This window comes from Rhizobium giardinii bv. giardinii H152, from assembly GCF_000379605.1.
In the GTDB taxonomy this organism is placed as follows: domain Bacteria; phylum Pseudomonadota; class Alphaproteobacteria; order Rhizobiales; family Rhizobiaceae; genus Pararhizobium; species Pararhizobium giardinii.
This window is the reverse complement of sequence record NZ_KB902724.1, coordinates 216102-241727: the sequence shown is the minus strand read 5'-3', so window position 1 is coordinate 241727 and position 25626 is coordinate 216102. Positions and strand designations below refer to the sequence as shown.

The 25626-nt window shown below is 61.3% G+C and carries 24 protein-coding genes; 5 read left to right on the top strand and 19 right to left on the bottom strand.

Annotated features, from left to right (window positions below; all coding sequences use genetic code 11):
* Window positions 1–9 precede the first annotated feature (9 nt).
* The 4 genes from A3AY_RS0129710 to A3AY_RS0129695 form a co-directional block, all read right to left on the bottom strand.
* Entirely contained in the window at window positions 10–1929 is a 1920-nt protein-coding gene (locus A3AY_RS0129710) for a beta-N-acetylhexosaminidase (RefSeq protein WP_018329313.1), read from the bottom strand.
* Window positions 1930–1945: 16 nt separating this feature from the next.
* Entirely contained in the window at window positions 1946–2722 is a 777-nt protein-coding gene (locus tag A3AY_RS0129705) for an SDR family oxidoreductase (protein WP_018329312.1), read from the bottom strand.
* A gap of 25 nt (window positions 2723–2747) precedes the next feature.
* Window positions 2748–3611: a MurR/RpiR family transcriptional regulator gene (locus tag A3AY_RS0129700; RefSeq protein ID WP_018329311.1), complete on the bottom strand. Its 864-nt coding sequence runs from the start codon at window positions 3609–3611 to the stop codon at window positions 2748–2750.
* 119 nt (window positions 3612–3730) lie between these two features.
* Complete coding sequence (locus A3AY_RS0129695; protein WP_026203967.1) at window positions 3731–4126, bottom strand: RidA family protein; 396 nt, start codon at window positions 4124–4126, stop codon at window positions 3731–3733.
* A gap of 112 nt (window positions 4127–4238) precedes the next feature.
* Between A3AY_RS0129695 and A3AY_RS0129690 the strand changes: the two genes are divergently transcribed.
* Complete coding sequence (locus A3AY_RS0129690; protein WP_018329309.1) at window positions 4239–4730, top strand: hypothetical protein; 492 nt, start codon at window positions 4239–4241, stop codon at window positions 4728–4730.
* Window positions 4731–4753: 23 nt separating this feature from the next.
* Window positions 4754–6229: a M81 family metallopeptidase gene (locus A3AY_RS0129685; protein WP_018329308.1), complete on the top strand. Its 1476-nt coding sequence runs from the start codon at window positions 4754–4756 to the stop codon at window positions 6227–6229.
* A 539-nt stretch (window positions 6230–6768) separates the two neighbouring features.
* Here the strand turns inward: A3AY_RS0129685 and A3AY_RS0129675 are convergent.
* From A3AY_RS0129675 to A3AY_RS0129605, 15 genes are all read right to left on the bottom strand, one after another.
* Window positions 6769–7902, bottom strand: coding sequence for an ABC transporter ATP-binding protein (locus A3AY_RS0129675; RefSeq protein ID WP_018329306.1), 1134 nt, complete (start codon window positions 7900–7902; stop codon window positions 6769–6771).
* 86 nt (window positions 7903–7988) lie between these two features.
* The gene (locus A3AY_RS0129670) at window positions 7989–9152 is read right to left on the bottom strand and encodes an extracellular solute-binding protein (protein ID WP_234913136.1); all 1164 of its coding nucleotides are present in this window, start codon (window positions 9150–9152) and stop codon (window positions 7989–7991) included.
* Between the two features lie 115 nt (window positions 9153–9267).
* On the bottom strand, window positions 9268–10125 hold the full coding sequence (locus tag A3AY_RS0129665; RefSeq protein WP_018329304.1) for a carbohydrate ABC transporter permease: 858 nt from the start codon (window positions 10123–10125) through the stop codon (window positions 9268–9270).
* A complete protein-coding gene (locus tag A3AY_RS0129660) occupies window positions 10122–11006 on the bottom strand; it encodes a carbohydrate ABC transporter permease (RefSeq protein WP_018329303.1) in 885 nt (294 codons plus the stop codon). Before A3AY_RS0129660 ends, A3AY_RS0129665 begins: the two co-directional genes overlap by 4 nt.
* Window positions 11007–11018: 12 nt before the next feature.
* Window positions 11019–12176, bottom strand: a complete 1158-nt coding sequence (locus A3AY_RS0129655) for a Gfo/Idh/MocA family protein (RefSeq protein ID WP_018329302.1) — start codon at window positions 12174–12176, stop codon at window positions 11019–11021.
* A gap of 297 nt (window positions 12177–12473) precedes the next feature.
* A complete protein-coding gene (locus A3AY_RS0129650) occupies window positions 12474–13244 on the bottom strand; it encodes an enoyl-CoA hydratase (protein ID WP_018329301.1) in 771 nt (256 codons plus the stop codon).
* A 40-nt stretch (window positions 13245–13284) separates the two neighbouring features.
* Window positions 13285–14181 carry a 3-hydroxyisobutyrate dehydrogenase gene (gene mmsB, locus A3AY_RS0129645; protein WP_018329300.1) on the bottom strand — a complete coding sequence of 299 codons (897 nt, stop codon included), beginning with the start codon at window positions 14179–14181 and terminating at the stop codon, window positions 13285–13287.
* Window positions 14178–15287 (bottom strand): enoyl-CoA hydratase/isomerase family protein, encoded by a 1110-nt coding sequence (locus tag A3AY_RS0129640; protein WP_018329299.1) that lies wholly within the window; start codon window positions 15285–15287, stop codon window positions 14178–14180. The genes mmsB and A3AY_RS0129640 overlap by 4 nt, the downstream gene beginning before the upstream one ends.
* Entirely contained in the window at window positions 15271–16659 is a 1389-nt protein-coding gene (gene lpdA / locus A3AY_RS0129635; protein WP_018329298.1) for a dihydrolipoyl dehydrogenase, read from the bottom strand. The genes A3AY_RS0129640 and lpdA overlap by 17 nt, the downstream gene beginning before the upstream one ends.
* Before the next feature lie 4 nt (window positions 16660–16663).
* Window positions 16664–17941 (bottom strand): dihydrolipoamide acetyltransferase family protein, encoded by a 1278-nt coding sequence (locus A3AY_RS0129630; protein ID WP_018329297.1) that lies wholly within the window; start codon window positions 17939–17941, stop codon window positions 16664–16666.
* A gap of 2 nt (window positions 17942–17943) precedes the next feature.
* Complete coding sequence (locus A3AY_RS0129625) at window positions 17944–18957, bottom strand: alpha-ketoacid dehydrogenase subunit beta (protein ID WP_018329296.1); 1014 nt, start codon at window positions 18955–18957, stop codon at window positions 17944–17946.
* 1 nt (window position 18958) lies between these two features.
* Window positions 18959–20191, bottom strand: coding sequence for a 3-methyl-2-oxobutanoate dehydrogenase (2-methylpropanoyl-transferring) subunit alpha (locus A3AY_RS0129620; RefSeq protein ID WP_018329295.1), 1233 nt, complete (start codon window positions 20189–20191; stop codon window positions 18959–18961).
* 68 nt (window positions 20192–20259) lie between these two features.
* Window positions 20260–21387 (bottom strand): acyl-CoA dehydrogenase family protein, encoded by a 1128-nt coding sequence (locus A3AY_RS0129615; RefSeq protein ID WP_018329294.1) that lies wholly within the window; start codon window positions 21385–21387, stop codon window positions 20260–20262.
* Between the two features lie 23 nt (window positions 21388–21410).
* Complete coding sequence (locus A3AY_RS0129610; protein WP_018329293.1) at window positions 21411–22598, bottom strand: acetyl-CoA C-acyltransferase; 1188 nt, start codon at window positions 22596–22598, stop codon at window positions 21411–21413.
* Between the two features lie 21 nt (window positions 22599–22619).
* Entirely contained in the window at window positions 22620–23390 is a 771-nt protein-coding gene (locus A3AY_RS0129605) for a 3-hydroxyacyl-CoA dehydrogenase (protein WP_018329292.1), read from the bottom strand.
* A gap of 195 nt (window positions 23391–23585) precedes the next feature.
* Between A3AY_RS0129605 and A3AY_RS0129600 the strand changes: the two genes are divergently transcribed.
* The 3 genes from A3AY_RS0129600 to A3AY_RS0129590 all read left to right on the top strand — a co-directional run bounded on the left by A3AY_RS0129600 (window position 23586) and on the right by A3AY_RS0129590 (window position 25393).
* Window positions 23586–24611 (top strand): AraC family transcriptional regulator, encoded by a 1026-nt coding sequence (locus tag A3AY_RS0129600; protein ID WP_018329291.1) that lies wholly within the window; start codon window positions 23586–23588, stop codon window positions 24609–24611.
* Between the two features lie 90 nt (window positions 24612–24701).
* Window positions 24702–24998 (top strand): type II toxin-antitoxin system HigB family toxin, encoded by a 297-nt coding sequence (locus A3AY_RS0129595; RefSeq protein WP_018329290.1) that lies wholly within the window; start codon window positions 24702–24704, stop codon window positions 24996–24998.
* Complete coding sequence (locus A3AY_RS0129590; RefSeq protein ID WP_018329289.1) at window positions 24998–25393, top strand: helix-turn-helix domain-containing protein; 396 nt, start codon at window positions 24998–25000, stop codon at window positions 25391–25393. Before A3AY_RS0129595 ends, A3AY_RS0129590 begins: the two co-directional genes overlap by 1 nt.
* Window positions 25394–25626: the final 233 nt, after the last annotated feature.

Here is a 25626-nt window from a genome sequence, read left to right as displayed (position 1 = left end):
CAACTAAGTTTAAAGTTTCGGGCAGAGATCGACGATGGCCGCGAAGCGCAGCCAGTTCTTCCCGCTCTTCGGCGTCCACGCCGCCTCCGCAATGGCCGGAAGGCGCGGAAAGACGAGGCGGTTGAAATAGTCGCGCGAGAGGAAGTGCTCCGACCAGATACAGGCTTGCACGCCCTTTAGCTGATGTTTCAGCTCCTCCGGAAATTCGCCCTCGGCCTCGTAGTCGTAGGTGTGGGCGGGCGGCACCGTGCCAGCCCAGCTGGCGCCCGGCTCCTGCCATGCCTCTGCCTGCACCATGTCGAGATAATAGGCCTGGCCGGGCGTCATGACGACTTCATAGCCTTCGCGGGCAAGTTCAATGCCGACTTCGGGGCTCTGCCAGGCCATAAGCAACGTCTCCGTCGCATTGACACCGCCGCCGTGGGCGACCTCGTTCCAACCGGCCAGCTTCTTGCCGCGCCTGGTCAGCATGTCCTTCACCTGTTTGAGAAAATAGGACTGCAGCCCGAACGTACCGGAAACGCCCTCGCGTTCTATCAACGACCTTGCCAGCGGCGAGGCGAGCCAGGCGCCGTCGGCGACCTCATCACCCCCGACATGGACGTAGGCGGACGGAAAAAGCTCGACCATTTCGTCGAGGACCTTTTCCAGGAATTCGTAGGTGAACGGCACGGCCGGATTGAGCGCATTGTTGGCGTAGCCCTGCACGGAGTGATAACTCTCCGGTGCTTCCTGGCCGTCGGACAGATCGCGCAATGCGACAAGGGTCGCAGCATTGTGACCGGGAATATCGATCTCGGGGACGATCTCGACATTTAGCGCTGAGGCGTGGGCAACCAGAGCGCGGACATTGGCCTGGCTGTAGAAGCCTCCCACGGGATCGGCACCGTTGCCGAGCTGCGGCAGAAGCGGCCCATCGGGGCTCCGCAGGACCCCGACCGTGGTGAGTTCCGGATAGGCCTTGATCTCCAGCCGCCACGCCTCGTCGTCGGTGAGGTGCCAGTGGAAGATGTTGAGCTTCAGCCAGGCAAGAATATCGATCAGCCGCGAGAGATCGCTGACGGGATAAAATTGCCGCGACACGTCGAGATGGCAGCCGCGCCAGCTATAGCGCGGCGCATCGGCGATGGTGCCGCCAATCGGGAAGCGGAATTTCGCCGGCTCCCGGCGCGCGCCGTTCAGAAGCTGTGCCAGCGTCGTCAATCCGTATTGGCGCCCAGCACCACCGCCAAAGGAGAGCCTGACTTCGTCTGCCGAGAACGCAATCTCGTAACCTTCCGGGACAAGTGCTGTGTCCTGTTTTAGACGCAGCGCCCTGCCCTGACCGTTCGGCGCAAGACTGAGGGGCGCATGATCCGACGGGAAAAGGCGGCGGAACAGGGCAAGGACAGTCTCGACGGCCTTGAGGTCGTCCAACGAACACCCCTGCGCCGGGTAGAGGCAGACAGGAAAGCCGTCGCCCGGCTCCGCGTCGATCTGGCGTGGCCATGGCTGCACGGCGAACGGCAGGTCGAGTTTGCCTTGCGGCAAAAGCACCGGCGGTGGCTCGCTCACCTGGCCCTCGAGCATGAGATCGGAGACGGCAACCGGGACATGGCGGCCGGGGGCGAGCGTCAGATAAGCGGATTTCGCACCATCTGTGCAATGCACGGCCTTGCGGTGCAGGCCGCCAACGGTGAACGTCCACATCGCACCCGGTGCCAAGACAAAACCGGTCGGCGGCGCAAACTCGTGATAGTTGGCGTCACGCCTGACAAAAGTCGCGTTTTCGCAGGCGTCCTGGTCGATGATCCGGGTCAGTGACGTGTAGACGATCGTGAAGTCCTCAATCGTGCTTTCTGAAAGATTGAAGAGGCGGAAGGTGAAGCGACCGTGCGGACCGCCGTGCGGTTGCCACGCGCTTTCGAGACGATAGGACGCCGTGTGCATGTCTGTTCCTCGTGTTCTAGTAGTGATCCGACTGGGAAAAGGTGCGGGCGAGTTCCGCCTGCCCCGCCGTCAGGCCGCAATCGACCGGCAGGCAGGCGCCGGTGATTGCTGCAGCAAGCGGGCTCGCCAGAAAGCCGACAGCATTGGCGACATCGTCCGGAGTGGCGATCCGCTGCAGCGGATACCAGCGCCTGGCATCTTCAAAGACATTCGGATTGGCGGCCGCGCGATCCTCCCACGCTTGCGTGCGCACCGTGCCGGGCGAGACGGCGTTGGCGCGAATGCCGAACTTGCCGTATTCCACCGCAATCAGCTTCGTCAGGTGCAATAGGCCGGCCTTGGCGGCGCTATAAGCGGGATGGCCGAAGACATTGGTACCGTTGACCGAGGCGATGTTGACGACCGAGCCTTTCGTCTCCTTCAACGCCGCTTCGACTGCGCGAAAACAGAGGAAGGCAGCCTCCAGATTGAGCACGCTGTCCATACGCCAGATTTCCGGCGTCGTGTCGTGCAGGCTGACCGCCCGCGCCGCGCCCGCATTGTTGACGAGGGTTCGCACCTGGCCAAGCTCGGCCGCGCGGCTTGCCATATCGGCAACATTTGCCGGATCGGTAATGTCGCAGGTAAAGGCAACGAATTTGCCCGGATCACGCAGACTAATTGCCGCCGTCTCGGCCGCAGCGCCGTCGAGATCGGGCATTAGAACGAAATCATGATCTTCGCCAAGACGGCGGGCGATGGCGCGGCCAATGTCGCCGCCGGCGCCGGTTACGATCGCGACGGATGCTGGCATGCCGGTTCCCTTCTGAACATGGATGTCAGTCCCCTAAAAGCTGGCGGTCATCGCCATCGCGGTGGGCGACGAGCTGTTGCTTGATACGCCGTAGCGTCACGGTCGCCTGCGGCTGCACGTGGTAGGCAACGAGGCTGGCAATGATATCGACGAGGGCGAGATAGGCGATCCGGGTCGAGGTCGGCCGGTAGATGTTGTTTCCCTCAGGCAGATCGACCGGCACGGTGATGTCGGCTGCGCGGGCGACCGGACTGCCGCTCTGGGTCAAGGCAATCGTCGCCACCTTTTGCTCGCGCGCCAGCGTAAAGGACCGCACGAGCTCGGCATTGCGCCCCGAAAACGACGAACCGATCAGAACGTCGGTGGGCTTTGCCGCCGCCGCCATCATCAACTGCATGCTGTGGTCGGCACTGGCCGTGACGCGCAACCCAAGTCGAAAAAGCCGGTTCTGCAATTCGCTGGCGATCATCGAGGAATTGCCGCCCGAGCCGAAGGCATAGATCATGTCCGCCGATGCAAGCCGCTCGGTTGCCTGTTCGATCGCCGCAAGGTCGAGATTGCGGTGCAGCAGGAAAAGGGCGTTCTGCGCCTTGGTGACGATATCCTGCGCCACGTCGGCGGGCTCCCGGCTTTTCGGCTCGGGCTTCAGATAACGCATGCCGACATAGGCGGTGCGCGCCAGTTGCACCTTGAAGTCGGAAAAGCTTTCGCAGCCAAGACGGCGGCAAAAGCGCGTGACGGTCGGCGGCGAGACGTCGGCCTTGCCGGCAAGCTCGATGATCGAGGCATTTACGGCAAATTCGAAATCGGTGAGCAGGATCTCGGCAATGCGGCCTTCGGCCTGCGAGAGCTTGGTCTTCTCTTCCTGAAGCGTGGAGAAAATATCCATTTAAAGTGCACCTTTCATGGGATCGTCGGCCGCCTTGCGGAGGCCGCCTGAAAACCGCGGCAATGCTGCGATCCGGCACACGATTCTCACCCTATGTCCACCCTCCGTCGGTACCGTGTTCAGACTTGCGCCGCCTTTTCTCTATAGGCGATGCAATCGATCTCAACCTTGCAATCGACCATCATCGACGCCTGCACACAGGCGCGCGCCGGCGGATGCTCGCCGAAATAGCTCTGATAGATCTTGTTGAAGGTCCAGAAATCGCGCGGATCGTCCAGCCAGACGCCGACGCGGACGACGTGCTCGGGTCCGTAACCCGCCTCGGCAAGAATCGCCATCAGATTGCCGATGGTCCTGTGGGTCTGCGGAATGATGCCGCCCTCAATGATCTCGCCGTTCTCCATCGCAACCTGTCCGGAAACGTGGAGCCAGCCGTTCGCCTCAACCGCGCGCGCAAATGGCAGCGGCTTGCCGCCAGCACCCGTCTGTTCGGCGCCGTAACGTTTCATGGACACCCCTTCTTCATGCAAATTATTTTCGTAATGCGTTGACAAATGACCACAGAAAGCGGAATTTGACTAGAGAAAAACGCCGTTTATGAAAAGAATTTCAATATCGGGAGCAAACGTGCGCGATCCTTTCCGCAATCCGTTTCCACCGTCCGACGCAGGCCGCCATGCGATATGGCAAATGTTGGTCGAACGCGACATCGATGCCTTTCTTTCCGCCGACTGGTCGAAGGTCGCCGGGGATTTCGTCGAAGAGGGCTTCATCGGCATCGATGGCAGACACAATGTAAGCCCCGATAAATGGCGGCTTGCCTTCCCTTCGCTGAATGCCTATTGCAACGAATGGCTGCGGCAGGCACAAGACTTCGCGCGGCAATCCTTTGGCGAAGACCCGCGCACTGCGATCTTCACGACCACGACGCTTGAGGACATCGAGATTGAAGGCGACATGGCACTTGCCCGCAAGAAATTCGACGGCAGCCTGAAGAAAACGGATGGCAGCGTCGACGTCCTAAAGTGGCAGACAGTCTATTATTGCCGCCTGCACCAGGGGCGATGGAAGATCTGCGGCTTCACCGGCTACTTGCCCAATCCGATGGGTGAGGCCTGAGAAGCGAGCAAGAGGCAACGGCATTGCGGATATTCACCGCCACCCTGGCGACCGAAACAAATACTTTCTCGCCGATCTGCGTCGATCGTCGCGCCTTTGAAGCCTCGCTTTACGCGCCGCCGGGCAAACATCCGGAAACACCGACGCTCTGCTCGGCTCCAATCACCGTCGGCCGCCGGCTGGCGGCGGAAAAAGGTTTCGACCTGATCGAGGGCACTGCCGCGTGGGCGGACCCGGCAGGCCTCGTCAATCGCCTGACCTATGAAGGCCTGCGCGACGAGATACTCGATCAACTGCGGGCGACACTTCCGGTCGACGCAGTGGTACTCGGACTTCACGGCGCCATGGTCGCCGACGGCTACGAGGACACTGAAGGCGACTTCCTCACGCGCGTGCGCGATATTGTCGGCCCAGATGTCCTCGTTTGCGCCGAGCTCGATCCGCACAGTCACTTGACCGCGAAGCGCCTGGCCGCCGCCGATTTCTTCGTCTACTTCAAGGAATTTCCCCATACCGATTTCGTTGACCGCGCCGAGGATCTGTGGCGTATCGCACTCGATACCCTTGCCGGCCGTGTCAAGCCGGCGATGTCGGTGTTCGACTGTCGCATGATCGACGTATATCCGACCTCGCGCGAGCCGATGCGCTCGTTCGTCGACAAAATCATGCGGATGGAAGCTGCAGACCCCGACATCCTGTCGATCTCCGTCGTGCATGGCTTCATGGCCGGCGACGTGCCGGAGATGGGAACGAAGATGGTCGTGCTCACCGACGGCAAGCCGGACAAAGGAGCGGTTCTCGCACGCGAACTCGGGCTTGAGCTCTTCGCCAAGCGCGGCACCTTCATCATGCCGCAGATCAACGAAAGGGAAGCCGTGTCGCGCGCGCTTGCCGCGGCGAACGGTCCGGTGGTGATCGCCGACACCTGGGATAATCCGGGCGGTGGCACAGCCGGCGATGCGACCGTGCTTTTAGCGGAATTGTTGACGCAGGGCGCAAAGGACACGGCAGTCGGCACGATCTGGGACCCGATGGCGGTGCAGATCTGCATGGCGGCCGGCGAAGGCGCCCGGATCCAGTTGCGCTTCGGCGCGAAATCGGCGCCGGGCACCGGCAATCCGATCGACGGCATCGTCAAGGTCATCCGGCTGGTGCGCAATGCCCAAATGCGTTTCGGGGAAAGCTTTGCACCCTTCGGCGATGCAGCGCATATCCAGCTCAACGGCATCGACATCATCCTGAATTCGACGCGGGCGCAGAGCTTCGATCCAAGTCTGTTTTCGGTGATGGGCATCGAGCCGACGTCGAGGAAGATACTGGTGATCAAATCGACCAACCATTTCTACGCCTCCTTCGCCCCGATCGCCTCGGAAATCCTTTACTGTTCGGCAGGCACCCCCTACCCGAACAACCCGGCCCGCACTGCCTATCGCCGGGCGCCGCGCGACATCTGGCCGATGGCGGACAATCCGCACGGAGATGCGCAAGGCGCGGCTTGAGAAAACGCGACCGCGTCCGCATCCAAGGCTATGCGATCGCTCGTCACAAGGCACCCTTAACCAACCGCCGAGCGCGAGATCCGCTCGCTTGCACGCCAACATATTCGGCGCGCCGCACGGCTCTTGGCCGATTTTCAACGGCCGCCCTCCGCGACTAGTTCGTTTGCAGCGCGTGCGAAGCGGGCGTACCTTTCCGCCAAGCCAGGCTGCAGGCGGTCGGTGATCAGCAGCGCGATTTGAAATGCCTTCGACAAGTCGCGCGTTTGGCCGATCAGTCCGGCAAGATATACAACTCTGGATCATAGTTCCCCTCCGCTTTCTCGACGTCTCTCACAAACGCACCCGGAGCAAGGCCGAGAGCGACAGGCCGGTCCATGTCAAAATACGTGGCCGAAAAGCTCCCGGCATTCTCCGGAAAGCCGGCTTGCATACTGAGGACTTGTCGGTTCGCGGTGACCGCTGCGCCGACACCACTCGCCAATCTCGTGATGTTCGTCGACCCCGAGCTTTTCATCGTTAGCGGCGAGGCTCGGCAGCCCTCAGACCGCGCCAGCGTTCAACAGCCCTATATCGACATCGCCGAGTTCCAGCCGGCGTTCAAGGGCAATGCCGTGGGCATCGAAGAGATGGCAATCGGCGGCATTGAGGCCGACCGGAACCGTCTCCTCCGTGCGGATCGCTGCGCTGCCTGGCAGCATGGCGCAAAAGTTCTCGCCTTCTCCGTTGACGGCCGCATAGGCGACGGTGTGGGCGCCGAGGTGTTCGATCACAGAAGGCGCAATTGTCATTGCTAGGTCCGCGGCGCCGAACTGGATGTGTTCCGGGCGGATGCCGAGCGTCAATGGCTGTCCGACGAGGCCGGCGCGTCCTTCGACGGGGATGGTCGCAGTCTGTCCCTGGAATTCGATCTCGACGCCTGTGGCGCCGACGGATTTGCAGATAACGGGAAGCATGTTCATCTTCGGATTGCCGATGAACCCTGCGACGAACATGTTGGCGGGCTTGTGGTAGAGTTCGAGCGGTGCGCCGGTCTGAGCGATCTCCCCGGCATTGAGGACGACGATCCGGTCCGCCATCGTCATCGCCTCGACCTGGTCGTGCGTGACGTAGATCATCGTCGCCTTCAGCTGCCGGTGGAGTTTCGCCAATTCGATGCGCATGTCTGCGCGCAGCGCCGCGTCGAGGTTCGACAAGGGCTCGTCGAACAGGAAGATCTTCGGCTCTCGCACGATCGCCCGGCCAATCGCCACGCGCTGACGCTGGCCGCCGGACAGCAGTCCCGGTTTCTGCTGGAGCCTTTGGTCGAGGTGAAGGATGCGGGCAGCGTTTTCCACCTTGGCCTTGAGCTTGTCCTCCTGCATCTTTTCGACACGCAACGGAAAGGCGATGTTCTCGAACACGGTCATATGCGGATAGAGAGCATAGGATTGAAAGACCATAGCGATCCCGCGCTTGACCGGCGGCAGGTCGTTGACACGTTTGCCGTCGATCAGGATGTCACCCGCGCTGGTCTCGTCGAGACCGGCAATCATTCTGAGCAGGGTCGACTTGCCGCAACCAGAAGGCCCCACGAAAACGACGAACTCGCCGTTTTTGACCTCGAGATCGATGCCTTTGAGCACCTCGAACGTGCCGTAGAATTTCTGAACCGTGTTGAGATTGAGCTGTCCCAAGAATCTGTCTCCGGCCGCCGACGGAAGCAGCCTTTTCATAGCAGAAGAATTGGACCGCGAACCGGTGGGTTCGCGGTCCGATGGCCTTACTTGTACTGCTCGAGGTCGGCAGCCGCCTTCTTGAGTGCGTCGGCGGGCTCTGCCTTGCCGGTTACCACCGACTGGACCATCTCGATCATCGTGTTCTGGAAGCCCTTGTAGTCGGTGAAGAGCGGTTCTGGACCCCCATAGGCGATGCCGTCGATGAATGGTTTCCAATAGGGCTCCTTGGCAACGAATTCATCGACCACTGCACCAGGGCGCAACGGGGTCAGGCCGGCGCCACCCTGCAGTTCGTATTCGTGCTGGATGTCGGTCGAGGTGATGTATTTGGCGAACTCGGCCGCCTTCTCCTCAACGCCGGTTCCCTTGAAGATCGCCAGGCTGTCGGTGATCAACAGCGTGCCTTCCCCCTTGGCGGAGGTGCCGAGCGGCAGCGCTGCAACACCCCAATTGATCTTTGTGTCCTTGAGTCGGGCGGCAGCACCCGAGCCGGCCTGGATCATTCCGACCTTGCCGTCGAGGAAGATGGCACGGATCTCGTTCTGTTCGTAGGCGGTAGCGCCTTCGACGGAATAGGGCGTGATGTCCTTGTAGGCCTGCAGCGCTGCCAGCACTTCGGGGCTGTCGATAACGATCTTGTCGCCGTCGATCACCTTGCCGTTGTTGGTGTAAACCCAGTGCATGAACTGATGCATGGTGTTGTCAAAGGTCTTGGCCGGCAGGCCGTAGCCGGCCGTTCCGGTCTTTTCCTTGATCTGCTTGGCGAAAGCGATCTCTTCAGCCCAGGTCTTCGGCGGCGTTTCGGGATCGAGGCCGGCAGCCTTGAACAGGTCCTTGTTCCAATAGAGAGCCTTGGTCGAGAAGGCGATCGGCACGCCCCACTGGTTGTCCTCGAACGTCACAGTGTCGACGATGTTCGGATAGTAGCTCTTCTTCTCGTCTTCCGTCATCGGAACCGGAATGATCAGATCGTTCTGCGCGAACTCCTTCAGCGTGCGCGAGCCGACATAGGCCATGCCGACCGGTGTGCCGGCAGCAGCAAGCGTCGTTGCCTTGTCCTGGCACTGCTCCCACCCGACGACTTCCGGTGCAATCTTCCAGCCGGCGTTCTTGCCTTCCCATTCCTTGATGTACTTTTCATGGATCGGGTCGATCTTGTCGCCGCAATAGATCCAGCTGATTTCCTGGTCAGCAGCCTGTGCGGTCATGCAGCCGAGCGCGGTCGAGCCGAGCAAGGCAAGGGCAAACACTCCGGTCGTGAAATGGCCGGTCTTGAAACGAATTGTCACGTTTTTAGCTCCCATTTTTCTCTGGTGGTTCGGCTTATTGTTTCACCGCGCCGGCGGTCAGCCCGCTGACGAGATAGCGTTGCAGGAAGAAGATCACGATCATGGCTGGCGCAATGCCGACGAAGCTCGCGGCCATGAGCTCGTTCCAGATGACCTCCTGCCGGCCGAAATAGGCAAACAGGCCCACCGGCAGCGGCGCGTATTCCGTCTTGGAATTGAAGGTCAGCGCGTAGATGAACTGCTGGGCGTAGGAGCCGATGAAGGTGGTGATTGCAACCACCGTGATGCCTGGCATGGCGATCGGCAGGATAACGCGGCGCAGCGTATAGAAATGGCTCGCGCCATCGACGAATGCAGCCTCGTCGAGTTCCCTTGGAATGCGCATCATGTAGGTGCGCAAAAGCCAGATGGCAGACGGGATCAGGAAAGCGACGCCCGGCACGATGATGGCGAAGTAGGTGTTCAAAACACCGAAGGAGCGCATGAGCCGGAACAGCGGGATCAGCAGCACCGCACCGGAAAACATATTGACCGCGAGGAAGGCGCCGAGCAGGTGGCCCGATCCCCTGAATTTGAAGCGGGCAAAGGCATAGGCCGCAGGGACAACCAGCATCAGAACGACGGCGGTCACGATGGTCGAGATAAAGAAGGAATTGAAAATATAGCGGGCGAAGCCTGGAACGCTGACCCACATCGTCCGGTAAGCCTCGAAGGACCCATTTTGCGGAATGAACCGATACGGAGATGAAAAGAGCTGGCTGAGCGGCTTTAGCGAAACCAGGAAACCCTCGACGAAGGGCGCCAGGATGAAAGTAAGAAAGGCCAGGATACCCGCATAGATGCCGATCAATTCGTACCATCGATAGCGGTTGACCATCAAAGGCTGGCTCATCGGTTCTCTCCCGAGGAAAGGCGGCTGGTAACGCGGAAATAGGCGAGACAGAAGATCGACAGAAAGATGCAGATCAGTACGGCGCGGGCGGCACCCTCGCCGTATTTGTTCGATCCGATTGCCGTGCGGTAGGTATCGATGATCATCGTCGTGGTCTCGCCGCTCGGACCTCCGCGGGTGAGGATCCAGATGATGTCGAAGGAATTAAAGGTTGCGATCAGCGACAGCATCGACATCGTGATCAGCGAGGGGATCAGCAGCGGCACGGTAATGCGCCGGAAACGATAGAAACGGCCGGCGCCATCGGTCCAGGCCGCCTCATACAAATCCTGCGGGATCGATTGCATCGCGGCCAGCATATAGAGCGTCACCAGCGGCACTCCGATCCAGACGTCGGTGATAATCGTTGCCCAGAAGGCCGTCGAGCCCTGCGCAAGAAAAGCGATTGGCCCGTCTGCAAAGCCAACCCGCTGCAGGACCCCGGAAATCATGCCGAACTGGCCATTATACATCCAGCCCCACATGAAGATGCCGATGGCCATCGGCACGATCCATGGCGGCATGGTCAGCACGCGAAACAGCGCCCGGCCGGGGACAGCCGCGTTCAGCATCGAGGCGCCGAAGACGCCGATGATCATTTTGATCGACACCGAGAAGAAGGTCCACACGAAGGTGCGGATGATGACCTCGGCGAAGGTGGCGTTGAAGATCTTTTCGTAATTGATCCAGCCGACCCATTTGGTGGTTTTCTTCAGCGAGGCATCGGTGAACGACAGGATGAAAGTGTCCACCAGCGGATAGGCGACGATCACCGCGACATAGAGAAGAGCCGGCAGCAGGAGGATCCAGGCGAAGATGACGGTGCTGCGCTGAACACTCATCCTGCCGCCTCCTCACGCCGCGCGGGCGTGGAGCGCTTCGTCGAAGCGATCCCAGATTGGCCGCAGATCGACGACGCTTCGCTTGCGCCGCGCCTCGTCCATCGATAAAGCCAGGATGCCGGCTTCGAGCGCATCGAGCGTCGAGACGGGCAGTGCGCGGCCGTCTCGGACATGGCCGATGATATCGGTCGCCATCTGCTCGTCGGCGCCGTAGTGCTGCGACAGTTCAGTCGCGGCATATTTGTTTTCGATGACCTTCTTGCCGGTCAGCATCTCGTGGACGTCGAAATAGCCGCGGATGAAATCGCCCTCGGCCATGCCGCGCGAGCCCATGATGCAGAAGCGGCGGAACTGGTCGGGGACGTTGAGATTGGTGTGGAAGTTCATGCCGACCCCGTTGGCATATTCGACGATCGCCACCTGGTAATCGATGATGTCGCCATCGCTGTCGAAAACCTTGTCGGAGCCCATCCAGCCGCTCGGCTTGCGATGGAAGAGTTCGAGGTCGTTGATGCCCTCACGGGCTGGGTCGTTGGCGGGGATAAAGCTCTTGCGACCCCCGAAGCTTGCGACCCGCTCGGGCCGCGCGCCGACGATGCCATTATAGAGATCGAGGTCGTGGCAACATTTTTCCAGCATGAAGCTGCCGGAATAGCGCTCGTAGCGGCGCCAGTCGCGCATAAAGAAGGCGCCATGGTATGGCTCAATGTGCTCGGCCGCTTCGATCGACACGACGTGACCGAGCGTTCCGGCAGCTTGGGCGGCGCGCAGGTCGCGATACATCGGCGCATAGCGCAGCACAAGACCGACCATTAGCCGTTCATGCCCGTACCTGGCCATCAGCCGGGCAAGTTCCAGGCTTTCCTCGACGGTCGTGACAATCGGTTTTTCGCTGAAGACCTTGAGGCCGGACTGCAGTCCGATGCGGATATGATCAAGGTGCATGTGGTTCGGCGAACCGATCATCAGAAGATCGAGCTTTTCGTTGGCGATCAGCTCTTCGGGGGTCTCATAGGCGGTGCCGGCGGAAATGCCTTTTTCCACAAGACCAGACAGGCCGGCCGGTTTCGGATCGACATAACCGGCGATCTCGAAGCTTTCATCCATAGCCTTGAAGACATAGCCCAGATAGCCCAGCCGGAATCCGAGCCCGATGATGCCGACTTTCATTCTTCTGGTATTCCCCGTTTGTATCGTAATTTATTTTCTCAGACTGAGGCAGATTTTCACCATCGTCAACTGAAATCCGCTAAAATTTTTATTTTATGAAATTCATTTTCATACGCGTTGATGCGGTATCAGATTGGTCCTATTCTGGACTGCATGCGACGTGTGGTTGAAGTACGATGAGGGGTGCGTGGGGACAGCAGGTTTCTTGCCGCCTTGGGAAACGCGTAAAGGCGGTGACGGCTGATAGCCGACCCGCCTGAACCATTGCTGTCGCCGCCTGTTTTCTGGGGAGAGGGATTATTTTCCCTGAAACTTCGGGTCCCGCTTCTCGATAAACGCCGTCATGCCTTCCTTCTGATCAGCGGTTGCAAAGAGCGAGTGAAACAGGCGCCGCTCGAAAAGGAGGCCCTCGCGCAACCCCCCTTCAAGGGCGCGATCAACGGCTTCGCGCGCGGCCATGGTTGCGGCCTTGCCGTAGCCGGCAATGGTGCGGGCAGCAGCCAGTGTTTCATCCATCAGCTTGTCTGCCGGAACGACACGCGCGACGAGGCCGCAGCGTTCGGCCTCCGTCGCGTCCATCATCCGTCCGGTGAGGATCATGTCCATCGCCTTCGATTTGCCGACGAGTTTCGTCAGCCGCTGGGAGCCGCCCATTCCGGGCATCACGCCAAGCTTGATTTCGGGTTGGCCGAACATGGCCGTGTCGGCGGCGAAGATGATGTCGCACATCATTGCCAGCTCGCAGCCGCCGCCGAGCGCGTAGCCCGACACGGCGGCGATCTTCGGCGTGCGGAAGGAAGCGAAGCGATCCCAGGCTGCGAAGAAGTCGTCACCGAACATGTCGGAGAAGGATTTGTCGGCCATTTCCTTGATGTCGGCGCCCGCGGCAAAAGCCTTGTCCGAGCCTTTCAGCACGAAACAGCCGACGCCCGGGTCGCGGTCAAATGGCGCGAGTTCGGCTGCCAGCGCGTGCATGATCTCCGAATTCAGCGCATTGCGGGCAGCGGGCCGGTTCAACGTAATGATCACGACCCGGTCCTGCTGTTCGATGATGATCGGTCTTTCCATTGTCTTGCTCCTGAATTTTCACGGCCGCAGGCTGGATCCCTCACGCGGCTCCGCCGCCTGATTTTTCGCGCAACAGGTTGATGATACCCGAAAAGTCCTTGTCGGCGTTTCCGAGTTCATTGAACAGTCGATAGAGTTCCGTGGCCTTGGCGCCGAGCGGCGTCGTCGCTCCGGTCGCTGCCGCCGCCTCCTGTGAGAGTTTCAGGTCCTTCAACATCAGCGCTCCGGCAAAACCGGGCTGGTAGTCGTTGTTGGCCGGCGAGGTGGGAACCGGACCGGGCACGGGGCAATAGGTGGTAAGCGACCAGCACTGGCCCGAGGAGACAGACGCCACGTCAAAAAGCGCCTGATGTGTGAGGCCGAGCTTCTCACCGAGCACGAAGGCCTCACCAACGGCGATCATGCTGATACCGAGGATCATGTTGTTGCAGATCTTTGCCGCCTGACCCGCCGTCGCGCCGCCGCAGTGGATGATGCGCTTGCCCATTGCCGCGAATATGGGTTGTCCCTTGGCGAAGACGTTTTCGTGACCACCGATCATGAAGGTCAGCGTGCCCGCCGCCGCCCCGCCGGTGCCCCCGGAAACCGGTGCGTCGAGAGAAGGACAATTTTCCGCCGCAGCCATGGCATGCGCCTTGCGGGCACTGTCGATGTCGACGGTCGAGCAGTCGATGAGCAGTGTGCCGGAGGGCACGGAGACCACCAGTTCCTCCCACACAGACAGCACGTGTTTACCGGCAGGCAGCATGGTGATGACCGTATCTACGGCATCTACTGTCTCGGCGAGGGACGCACACGGAATCACGCCGGTTTGCCGTGCCTGCTCCAGCAATGCCTGCGACAGGTCGAAGCCCCTGACCGTGTATCCGGCCTTGACCAGATTGGCCGCCATCGGGCCACCCATGTGGCCGAGACCGATAAAGCCGATGGATGTCATGCGCGGGGTCCTCCCTCATTCGTGTCCGAAAAAAGCGGATGGGCAGATGGTTGAAAGTAGGCAGCGACCTGCGTTTCGGTGACGTCACCAAGACGGCCGGGATGCCATTGCGGATTGCGGTCCTTGTCGATGACGGCCGCGCGCACGCCTTCGTAGAAGTCCTGGCTGCGCAGCACCGCCGCGGTCGCGGCGAACTCCCGTTCGAGACAGGATTCCAGGCGTGCTGTCTGCCGTCCGAGCCTCAGCAGGCGAAGCGTGACCTTGAGGCTGAGCGGTGATTTTGCCGCAAGGACGACAAGGGCTTTTTCGGCGAACGGGCTGCCATCCCGACGCAGGGCTTCGACTATCTCCTCCATCGTATCGAAGGCGAACAGGCGATCGATCGCCTGCCGATGCGGTTCGAGTGCGCCTGCAGGTGGCGCGGCCGAAAAATCCTGGATGCGCGCGGATATCACTTCACTCGCGGCTTCCGCTGGAAGACCCGCCAAAGCCTCCGCGAGGGCCGGCAGGCGTTCCGACGGAACAAAACGATCTGCGAGGCCGACCATAATGACATCGGCGGCGCCGAGCGGCTCGCCAGCAAGCGCAACATAAGTCCCAAGTTCGTGGCTCTGGCGGGTCAGGAACCAGGACGCACCGATATCGGGGAAAAAGCCGATGCCGGTTTCCGGCATTGCAAAACGGGTTCGCTCCGTCACGATACGGTGGCTGCCATAGACGGAGATGCCGACACCGCCACCCATGACGATTCCATCCATAAAGGCGATATAGGGTCTGGAATAGCGGCCGATCCGGGCATTGAGACGGTACTCTTCACGCCAGAAGGTTGCCGGCAATCCCGACCCGGCCTTTCCGGCCTCATAGATGGCGCGGATATCGCCGCCGGCGCAAAGGCCGCGCTCGCCCTCGCCTGTAACAAGAACAGCGGTAATGGCCGGATCGTACTCGAACCGGTCAAGCGCAGCTTCGATGTCGCGGACCATCTCAAGCGTCAGGCTGTTCAGCGCTTTTGGACGATTGAGCCGGATACGGCCAAGCGCGCCATCGCGATCGACCAGTGTTTGCGGCGCAGCGCCGAGAGAAACGGGTTCAGATGTGGAGGGCATGGCCAAGGGCTTTCAAAGCGGCTTCCTGGAAGCCTTCGCTGCGCGTCGGGTGCGCGTGGATCGTTGCGGCGACGTCTTCCAGGCGCGCGCCCATTTCGATTGCCAGCGCAAAGGTGCTCGACAGTTCGGAGACGCCGGCGCCGACGGCCTGAATTCCGAGGATGAGATTGGTGTCCGCGCGCGCCACCACCCGAACGAATCCATCCTCGGAAAGCGTGGTCATGGCCCGGCCGTTGGCGTTGAACGGAAACTGCCCGACGCGGATTTCAAAACCTTGCGCCCTCGCCTCGTCCGGCGAAAAGCCGGCGGTGACGATTTCCGGGTCGGTGAAGCAGACCGCCGGGATGCAGCGCTTGTCCCATGTTCGCTTCTTTCCCGCCACGATTTCGGCAACCATTTCGCCCTGCGCCATGGCGCGGTGGGCCAGCATCGGCTCGCCGGTGATATCGCCAATGGCATGGACGCCGCGCATCGACGTCCGGCAGCGCTCGTCAATGCGCAGGAATTTGCCAGCGCGGTCGAGGTCGAGTTCGTCCAACCCCCAGCCTTCGGTACGCGGCTTGCGCCCGACGGTCACGAGGATTTTGTCGGCAGCAAGCCGCTCCTCGCCCTCGGTGGTTTCGATAAGCAGCGTTTCACCGGAAAGCCCCCTGGCCTTCGCGCCGGTCACGACCCGCACACCCAGTTCGCCCAGCCGCTTGACAACGGGCTTTACCAGTTCGGCATCATATTGCGGCAGGAGTTGCGGCGTCGCTTCGACGACCGTCACCGCAGAGCCCATCTTGGCGAAGGCAATCCCAAGTTCCAACCCGATATAGCCGCCGCCCACGACGACGAGTTTCTGGGGCACGGCTTTCAACGACAGCGCCTCGGTCGAGGATATGACCGGCCCTCCGAAGGGCAGCGACGGCAGTTCCACCGGCTCGGAGCCAGTCGCGATCACCACCGTCTCGGCGCGGATGACCTGCGTTCCCGTTTCCGTCTCAACCTCGACCGTCTTACCGTCGCGGAAGGTTGCCCGTCCGTGGACGATCTTGACCTTGGCCTTGCGCAACAGGCCGAGCACACCGCTGTTCAGCCGGCCAACGATGCCATCTTTCCAGGCAACGGTTTTGGTCAGATCGAGCTTTGGACCCTCGACGCTGATGCCGAGTGGGCTTTTCGCGCCGGCCATATGACTGACTTTTTCGAATTCCTCGGCAGCGTGGATAAGCGCCTTGGACGGGATGCAGCCGATGTTGAGGCAAGTGCCGCCGGCTTTGACGGCTTCGACGATGACGGTATCGACCCCAAGCTGCCCGGCGCGAATGGCGCAGATATAGCCACCGGGACCGGCGCCGATGACCAGAAGTTTGCAGACGATCTCTTTCATGGCATCAGCTTTCAATGAAAATCAGCGCGGGGGTTTCGAGCAGCACCTTGAGCCGCTGGACGAAGGCCGCCGCGTCCCAGCCGTCCACGACCCGGTGATCGAAGCTCGACGACAGGTTCATCATCTTGCGCGGAATGAACTGGCTGCCGTCCCACATGGGACGCGTCATGATCTTGTTGACGCCGACAATGGCCACTTCAGGGTGATTGATGATCGGCGTCGTCGCGATGCCGCCCATGGCCCCGAGCGAGGTGATGGTGATCGTCGAGCCGGAAAGCTCTTCGCGCAGGGCGGATCCAGTTCTTGCCGCTTCCGCAAGGCGCACCAGTTCGGTGGCGCAATTCCAGATGTTGCGCGCTTCGGCATGACGCACGACCGGGACGGTGAGGCCCGCCGGCGTCTGGGTCGCAATGCCGATGTGGACGGCACCGTGGCGCGTGATGATGCCGGCATCGTCATCGAAAGTGGCGTTCACGCCTGGTTGCTCCGCGACCGCTTTCACAATCGCCCGCATCAGAAAGGGCAGAATCGTCAGCTTCGTCTGGTCCGGTTTGCGGCTGGCGTTCATGGTCGTCCGCAGATCTTCGAGATCAGTGACGTCGATCTCCTCCACATAGGTGATGTGGGGAATGCGCGAGGTGGCGAGCACCATCTTTTCGGAGATACGGCGGCGAAGGCCGGTGACCTTGATCTCCTCGACCGCCGTTTTCATGGCAAGACCCGCCGGCGTGACCGAGGGCTGAGCGCCACGCGCAAGAAACCGGTCGAGGTCGTCGTGAGTGATGCGTCCTGCTGGCCCGGTGCCCGGGACCTGACGCAGGTCGATGCCGCTCTCCTGCGCCCGAAGGCGAACGGCCGGCGAGGCAAGCGGCTTGTCTGCCGGCGACTGCACCACGGCACGGGCGACTGGTGCGGGCTGCACTGGTCTCTTCACCTCGACTGACGGCGGGCTTTCCACCTTCGCGGCGGGAGATTGCTCCTCGATGGTGTCCATGGTCACCGTTTCCGGCATCGGAGCAGCAGTGACCTCGCCCCCCTCACCTGCCACCTGGATGCGCAGCAGCGGCGCCTTGACGGCAACGGTATCGCCAATCTCTGCCCCCAGCCACAGAACCGTGCCTGTCACCGGCGAGGGTATCTCGACCGTCGCCTTGTCGGTCATGACGGCTGCCAGCACCATGTCCTCACGAACGGGATCGCCTGGTTTCACATGCCATTCGACGAGCTCGGCCTCGGCCACGCCTTCGCCGACATCCGGCATCTTGATGATGAATTCACCCATGGTCACGCCTCCATGACTTCGGCGAGCGCGCGTCCGACGCGGGCGGGTCCCGGAAAATAGTCCCATTCCTGCGCATGCGGATAAGGCGTGTCCCATCCGGTTACGCGCACCACCGGTGCCTCCAGATGGTAGAAACAATGCTCCTGCACCAGCGCCACTACCTCAGCGCCATAGCCGGACGTCAGGGTCGCCTCGTGTACCATGACGCAGCGGCCGGTCTTGGTGACGGACTGCACGACGGTGTCGAGATCGAGTGGCAACAGGCTGCGCAGATCGATCACCTCCGCATCGATGCCCATTTCGTCGGCTGCTGCCAGCGCAACGTGAACCATGGTGCCATAGGCAATGACGGTGACGGCGGATCCTGGCCGGCGGATTTCGGCCTTGCCGATCGGGATGCTGTAGTGGCCTTCGGGGACCTCACCAAGATCATGCTTCGACCAGGGCGTGACCGGCTTTTCATGATGGCCGTCGAAGGGGCCGTTGTAGAGCCGTTTCGGTTCGAGGAACATCACCGGGTCCGGGTCCTCGATCGCCGCGATCAGCAGCCCCTTGGCATCGTAGGGATTGGAGGGGACGACGACCTTCAGGCCGCAGACATGGGTAAACAGCGCCTCCGGACTCTGGCTGTGCGTCTGGCCACCGAAAATGCCGCCGCCGGTTGGCATGCGCAAGACGATCGGGCAGGTGAAATCGCCGTTGGAGCGGTAGCGGATGCGGGCAGCTTCCTGGGTGATCTGGTCGTAGGCCGGATACATGTAGTCGGCGAACTGGATCTCCACACAGGGTTTCAAGCCATAAGCAGCCATGCCGATCGCCGTCCCGACGATGCCGCTTTCGCTGATCGGCGTATCGAAACAGCGGGTCCTGCCGTATTTTGCCTGCAGGCCTTGTGTACAGCGGAAGACGCCGCCGAAATAGCCAACGTCCTCGCCGAAGACGACCACGTCGTCGTCGCGCTCCATCGAGACGTCCATGGCGCTGCGCACCGCCTCGATCATTGTCATTCTGGCCATGTCAGTATCCTGCCTTCTGCCGCTGGCGGCGAATATGTGCGGGCATCTCGGCATAGACCCCCTCGAAGATGTCGCGCACCGAGGGCTTACCGCCGGCATGTAACGTACCGTGCGCCTCCGCCTGCTTCTGTGCCTGGATCACTTCGTCAAGGATCTCGGCTTCCGCCTGTACGTGCCGTTCCTCAGACCAGACACCCCTGGCGATCAGATGCTTCTTGAGGCGCAGAACGGGATCGCCGAGCGGCCAGGCTTCGGATTCCGTCTTCGGGCGATAGGCGCTCGGATCGTCTGAGGTCGAATGCGCGCCGACGCGATAGGTGACGTATTCGATGAGCGTCGGCCCGAGATTGCGCCGGGCGCGCTCGGCCGCCCAGCTGGAAACGGCGTAGACGGCCAGATAATCGTTGCCATCGACGCGAAGAGCCGGGATGCCAAAACCCAGACCACGCGCGGCAAACGTGCCGGAGCCGCCTCGGGCAATGCCCTGGAAGGTCGAGATCGCCCACTGATTGTTGACGATGTTGAGGATGACCGGTGCCTTGTAGGTCGAGGCAAAGACGAGCGCGGAATGAAAATCCGATTCCGCCGTCGAACCGTCACCGATCCACGCCGCCGCGATCCTGGTATCGTTCTTGATGGCCGAGGCCATGGCCCAGCCAACCGCCTGGACATATTGGGTGGCGAGATTGCCGGAGATGGTGAAGAAGCCATGCTCCTTCGAGGAATACATGATCGGCAGCTGCCGGCCGCGCAGCGGATCGCTCTCGTTCGAGTAGATCTGGTTCATCATTTCGACCATCGGATAGTCATCGGCAATGAGTAGCCCTGCCTGGCGATAGGTCGGGAAGTTCATGTCGCCCTTGCGCAGCGCCTTGCGGAACGCGCAGCTGACCGCCTCCTCGCCGAGATGCTGCATGTAGAACGAGGTCTTGCCTTGCCGCTGCGCCATCAGCATGCGGGCATCGAAGGCACGCAGCTTCATCATGTTGCGCAGGCCCGTCAGCAGCTCCTCGTCCGACAGCAAGCCGGCCCAGGGACCGACCGCATTGCCGTCGCGGTTGAGGACGCGAATGATCGAATAGGCGAGATCGCGGATCTCTTCCGATGCGACATCGACCTCCGGCCGTGGCACAACGCCGGCCTTGGCGATCTTGACGTTGGAAAAATCCGGCTGATCGCCGGGCCGGACGGCCGGCTCCGGAACATGCAGACTTAATTGCGGGAACTCGGTCATGCCCTCGTTCTTCCTCCCTTTTCGCCCACGCTCTCCTGCTCTCTCCGGGAAAACGAGGGGCCCTCATTTCACAGAGTACGCGCAATCACGATGCGCTGCACGTCGCTTGTTCCCTCATAGATCTGGCAGATACGGACATCGCGGTAGATGCGCTCAACCGGATAATCGGACATATATCCATAGCCGCCATGGATCTGGATCGCATCCGAGCAGACCTTTTCCGCCATTTCCGAGGCAAAGAGTTTGGCCATCGAGGCTTCGGTCAGGCAGGGCTCCCCGCTTTCCTTCAATTGCGCGGCATGCAACACCATTTGCCGTGCAACCTCGATCCGCGTTGCCATGTCGGCGAGGCGGAAGGCGACCGCCTGATGTTCGATGATGGGCTTGCCGAAGGCGATGCGTTCGCGGGCGTAGTCGCGCGCCGCCTCGAAGGCCGCGCGCGCCATGCCGACCGATTGCGACGCAATGCCGATCCGGCCGCCTTCGAGATTGGCGAGCGCGATCCTGTAGCCGTCACCCTCTTGCCCAAGCCGCAAATCCGCAGGGATACGCATGTCGGTAAAAGCGATCTGACAGGTATCGGAGGAATGCAGGCCGAGCTTGTGCTCCACGCGCACGACCTCGTAGCCGGGCGTATCCGTCGGCACGATGAAGGCGGTAATGCCCTTCTTGCCGGCAGCGGCATCGGTGACGGCGAAAACGATGATTACCTGCCCGTTCTTGCCCGATGTGATGAACTGCTTGGCGCCGTCAAGCACGTAGTGATCGCCGTCGCGGCGAGCGCGGGTGCGCAGGTTTGAAGCATCCGAACCGGCCTGCGGTTCCGTCAGTGCAAAACCGCCGATCCATTCGCCGGACGCGAGCTTGGGCAGGAAGCGCTGCTTCTGTTCCTCCGTCCCGAATTTGAGGATAGGCACGCAGCCGACGGAACTGTGAACGCTCATGATCGTCGAGCAAGGGCCATCGCCGGCGGCTATCTCTTCGATAGCGACGGCGTAGGCGACGGTTCCCGTCTCCGAGCCCCCGTAGGCCTCAGGCACAAGCATGCCGAGGAAGCCGAGTTCGCCCATCTCCTTCAATTCGTCTTTCGGAAAGGAATGCGACACGTCGCGCTCGGCGGCGCCTGGCATCAGGCGTTCGCGGGCGAAGTCGCGAGCCATGTCGCGAATCTGGACTTGCTGTTCAGTCAGGATCATCTATCGGTCTCCTCCCAGCCCGATCACGGCCGCTCGACCGCGATGGCAGTAGCCTCGCCGCCGCCGATGCAAAGCGAGGCCATGCCGCGTTGCAGCCCGTAACGTTCGAGCGCGGCCAGCAGTGTGACGATGACGCGGGCGCCGGACGCGCCGATCGGATGTCCAAGCGCACAGGCACCGCCATGCACATTGACCTTATCATGCGGCAGGTCGAGGTCGCGCATCGCGGCCATCGCAACGACGGCAAAGGCTTCGTTGATCTCGAAAAGATCGACATCCTTCAAATCCCAGCCGGTCCGTTCGGAGAGCCTGTTCAGGGCACCGATCGGCGCGGTCGCGAAGAGATTGGGCGCCTGCGCGTGGGTCGCATGACCGGCAATGGTCGCAAGCGGCGTGAGCCCCCGGCGATCGGCTTCGGAGCGGTGCATCAGCACCAGGGCGGCCGCGCCGTCGGAAATCGAAGAGGAATTGGCGGCCGTCACCGTTCCGTTTTCACGGAAGGCAGGTTTAAGCGTCGGGATTTTCTCAAATCGCGCTTTTCCGGGCTGTTCGTCGCGGCTGACGACCTGCTCCGTTCTTGCGCTCTTCACCGTGACGGGCGTGATTTCGGCGTCGAAAAGTCCCTCCTCGACAGCCTTCTGCGCGCGCGTCAGCGACGTCACCGCAAAATCGTCCTGCGCGGGCCGGGTAAACTGATAGGCCTCAGCGCAGTCTTCCGCGAAAGTCCCCATCAGCCTTCCCTTGTCATAGGCATCCTCCAGCCCGTCGAGGAACATGTGATCAATGATGCGGCCATGACCGAGCCGGTAACCGCCACGTGCACGATCGAGCAGATAGGGCGCATTGCTCATGCTTTCCATGCCGCCGGCAACAGCAATGTTCGCGCTGCCGGCCGCGATTAGGTCATGCGCCAGCATCACCGCCTTCATGCCCGAGCCGCACATCTTGTTGACGGTGCTTGCGCCTGTCGCGAAGGGCAGGCCAGCGCCGATCGCTGCCTGTCGCGCCGGCGCCTGCCCCTGGCCGGCCGGCAGGACGCAGCCGAAAACCACTTCCTCCACCGCGTCGGCGGAAACGGCGCCGCGCTCGAGGGCGGCGCGAATGGCCGCAGCCCCGAGTTGCGGAGCGGTTGCATCCTTTAGTTCGCCCTGAAACGCGCCCATTGCGGTGCGGGCGGAACCGACGATGACGATTGGATCAAGCATTGCCATGTCAACCTCCCGGAGCTCGCCTTAACGCGGCCCCATTCGCAAGGCGCCGTCCAGGCGGATCACCTCGCCGTTCAGCATCGTATTCTCGCAGATATGGCGCACCAGCGCCGCAAATTCTGCAGGGCGGCCGAGCCGCGGCGGAAAGGGCACGCCCTTGCCCAGCGCATCCTGAACGTCCTGCGGCATGCCGGCCATCATCGGCGTTTCGAAAATGCCGGGTGCGATCGAAACGACGCGGATGCCGTGGCGCGCCAGTTCGCGCGCGATCGGCAGGGTCATGCCGACGACCCCGCCCTTCGACGCCGCGTATGCCGCCTGACCGATCTGTCCGTCGAAGGCCGCAATCGAAGCGGTGTTGACGACGATGCCCCGCTCGCCTTCGCGGTCCGGTTCCTCGTTCTGGATGACCGACGCCGCAAGACGGATCATGTTGAAGGTGCCGATTAGATTGATGCCGATGGCGCGGCTGAAATTTTCGAGGCGATGGGGACCGTCGCGACCCAGCACCTTTTCGCCGGGCGCGACGCCTGCACAGTTTACCAGACCATGCAGGTGGCCGAAGGCCTCAAGCGCTGCGTTGACCGCCGCCAGACCGTCCGCTTCGCTGGTGACGTCGGTGCGCACAAAACGCGCGCTCGTTGTACCCAGTTCGGCGCTGATCCGCTCGCCGGCATCAAGGTTGACATCGGCAATGACGACGCTGGCTTCAGCCTCGACCAGCATGCGGGCGACGGCCGCGCCCAAGCCCGACCCGCCACCTGTCACCACAAAGACCTTGCCAGGGATCAACATGATCGTCCGCTCCCTTTTCGAACGGGCACGGGTGCTGATTTTCGATCCATCTACAGCCCTCCCCTGCCGCGCTTGATCCTTGGCGCCCTTTTTGACTGCGCCATCTTGCGCGACTCTACGCCGACGCAGTATTGCAATCGATGACAGAACTGTCCTTCATTTTTCGGCCAGTTTTGCCATACGGGAGGAGAAGCGATGGCAGATGCGGACCGGCGGATGATCTCGCCCTCCTTCGTGGAGGAGGCGCTGGATTGCCTGCGGCGGCAGGGCAAGCCGACGGCGCCGCTGCTGGCGTCGCTCGGCCTGCCGCCAGTGATCGAAAGGCCGATTTCCGCTGAAGCCTATGGCGCCCTCTGGCTGGCGGTTGCAGCCGCGGTCGATGACGAATTCTTCGGCATGGGCGGGCGCCCGATGCGCCGCGGCAGCTTCACGCTGCTTTGCCATTGCGTGCTGCACGCAAAGACCCTGGAACAGGCGCTACGGCGTGCCTTGCGTTTTCTCGGCGTTGTGCTCGAAGATCCAAACGGCGAACTCGTTATCCGCGACGGCCTCGCCGAAATCGTGCTGACGGACAAGGGCGAGGCCCGCTCGGCCTTCGCCTACCGCACCTACTGGATCCTGCTGCATGGCATCACCTGCTGGCTGGTCGGGCGTCGCATCCCGATCCGCAGGGTGGACTTCCGTTGTGCCGAGCCGCAACAGGGCGCCGATTACCGCCTGTTTTTCGGGGCGCCTGTACAGTTTTCACAACCCGTCAGCCGCCTTGCCTTCGACCGCGCGGTGCTGAAGCTGCCGATCGTTCGAACCGAGCAGGCCTTGAAGCAATTTCTCCGCGGCGCGCCGGCCAATATTCTGGTGCGCTATCGGTATGACGCTGGCCTCGCCGCCAGTGTACGCAAGCGGCTGCGGCAAGCGACACCGTCGGCATGGTCCAGCTTCGGTGAACTTGCCGCGCAGATGAAAATGTCTCCATCGACGCTGCGCCACCGCCTGCAAAGTGAAGGGCAAAGTTATGCCAGCATCAAGGACGAAATCCGTCGTGACCTTGCGATCGAAATGCTGCTGCATGGCCACAGCAGTGTTGGAGACATTGCCGCCCAGGTCGGCTTCTCCGAGCCCAGCGCCTTCCACCGCGCCTTCCGCAAATGGACGTCGAAGAGCCCCGCAGCTTTCCGGCGCGAGGCGGGTTCGGTCGTTGCTTACCCGAAAGTCCGGAAATAGGTAGAAAGTACCACAATATTCCGTCGCACGATGTTACCTAAAAAGTCGACCGACTGTTGATTTGTTCCCAATTTGGGAATTTAATAATTCATGCAAATTATCGCGAAGTCCACATTGAAGCAGTTCCGGGAGGTTCATGGCCAAGCAGAAACACCTTTGAAAACGTGGCATGCGATTGTCAGCAAAGCGGACTGGACAGGTCCGGCAGACGTAAAGGCGATGTTCGGCGCCAATGTCGATTTTGTAAGCGATAGTCGCCTCATCTTCGACATTTCGGGCAATAAATATCGCCTGGTCGTGCACGTCGCCTATCCGTTCAGACGAGTGCTCATAAAGTTCATTGGCACTCACAGGGAATACGACGCCATCAACCCGGAGACAGTGTAATGGAAAACATTCGAGCCATCAGAACAGATGATGATCTTGCATGGGCTATTGCAGAGGTCGCGCGGTATTTTGACAGCCAGCCAGCACTTGGCACGGCGGAAGCCGATCGCTTCGATATTCTTTCCACCCTCATCGAGGCTTACGAAGACAAGCACTATGCAATCGAGGCCCCGGACCCCGTTGAACTGATCAAAGCCCACATGGAGATGTCCGGCCGCACCCAGGTTGATCTCTCTGCCCTTTTCGATTCCCGCTCACGCGCCTCAGAGGTCTTGAACAAGCGGCGTGCGCTCACTGTCGATATGATCCGCAAGCTGCACAAGGAGTGGGGCATCCCTGCAGACTGCCTTGTAGAACCATACCATTTGGTAGAGCCGGAACGGATCCACGCTTAGACAGAAAGATCCGAAGCAGGCTCTCGGATCTCTCTTCTCCAATCTTTATCAAACGATCAGATCATGCCCTGACCGAGGTTCGCCGAGCAATCGCCAACTCCGTCCTATCAGTATAGCGCTTATCATTGATGGCGGCGGCGAAGGCAGTTGGCCGAGTGGCGGGAAAGCCAGCTCCCGCCACCGATCCGTGAGAGTGTTCAAATTATGCTTCCAATATCATCGTGCGTTCCGTT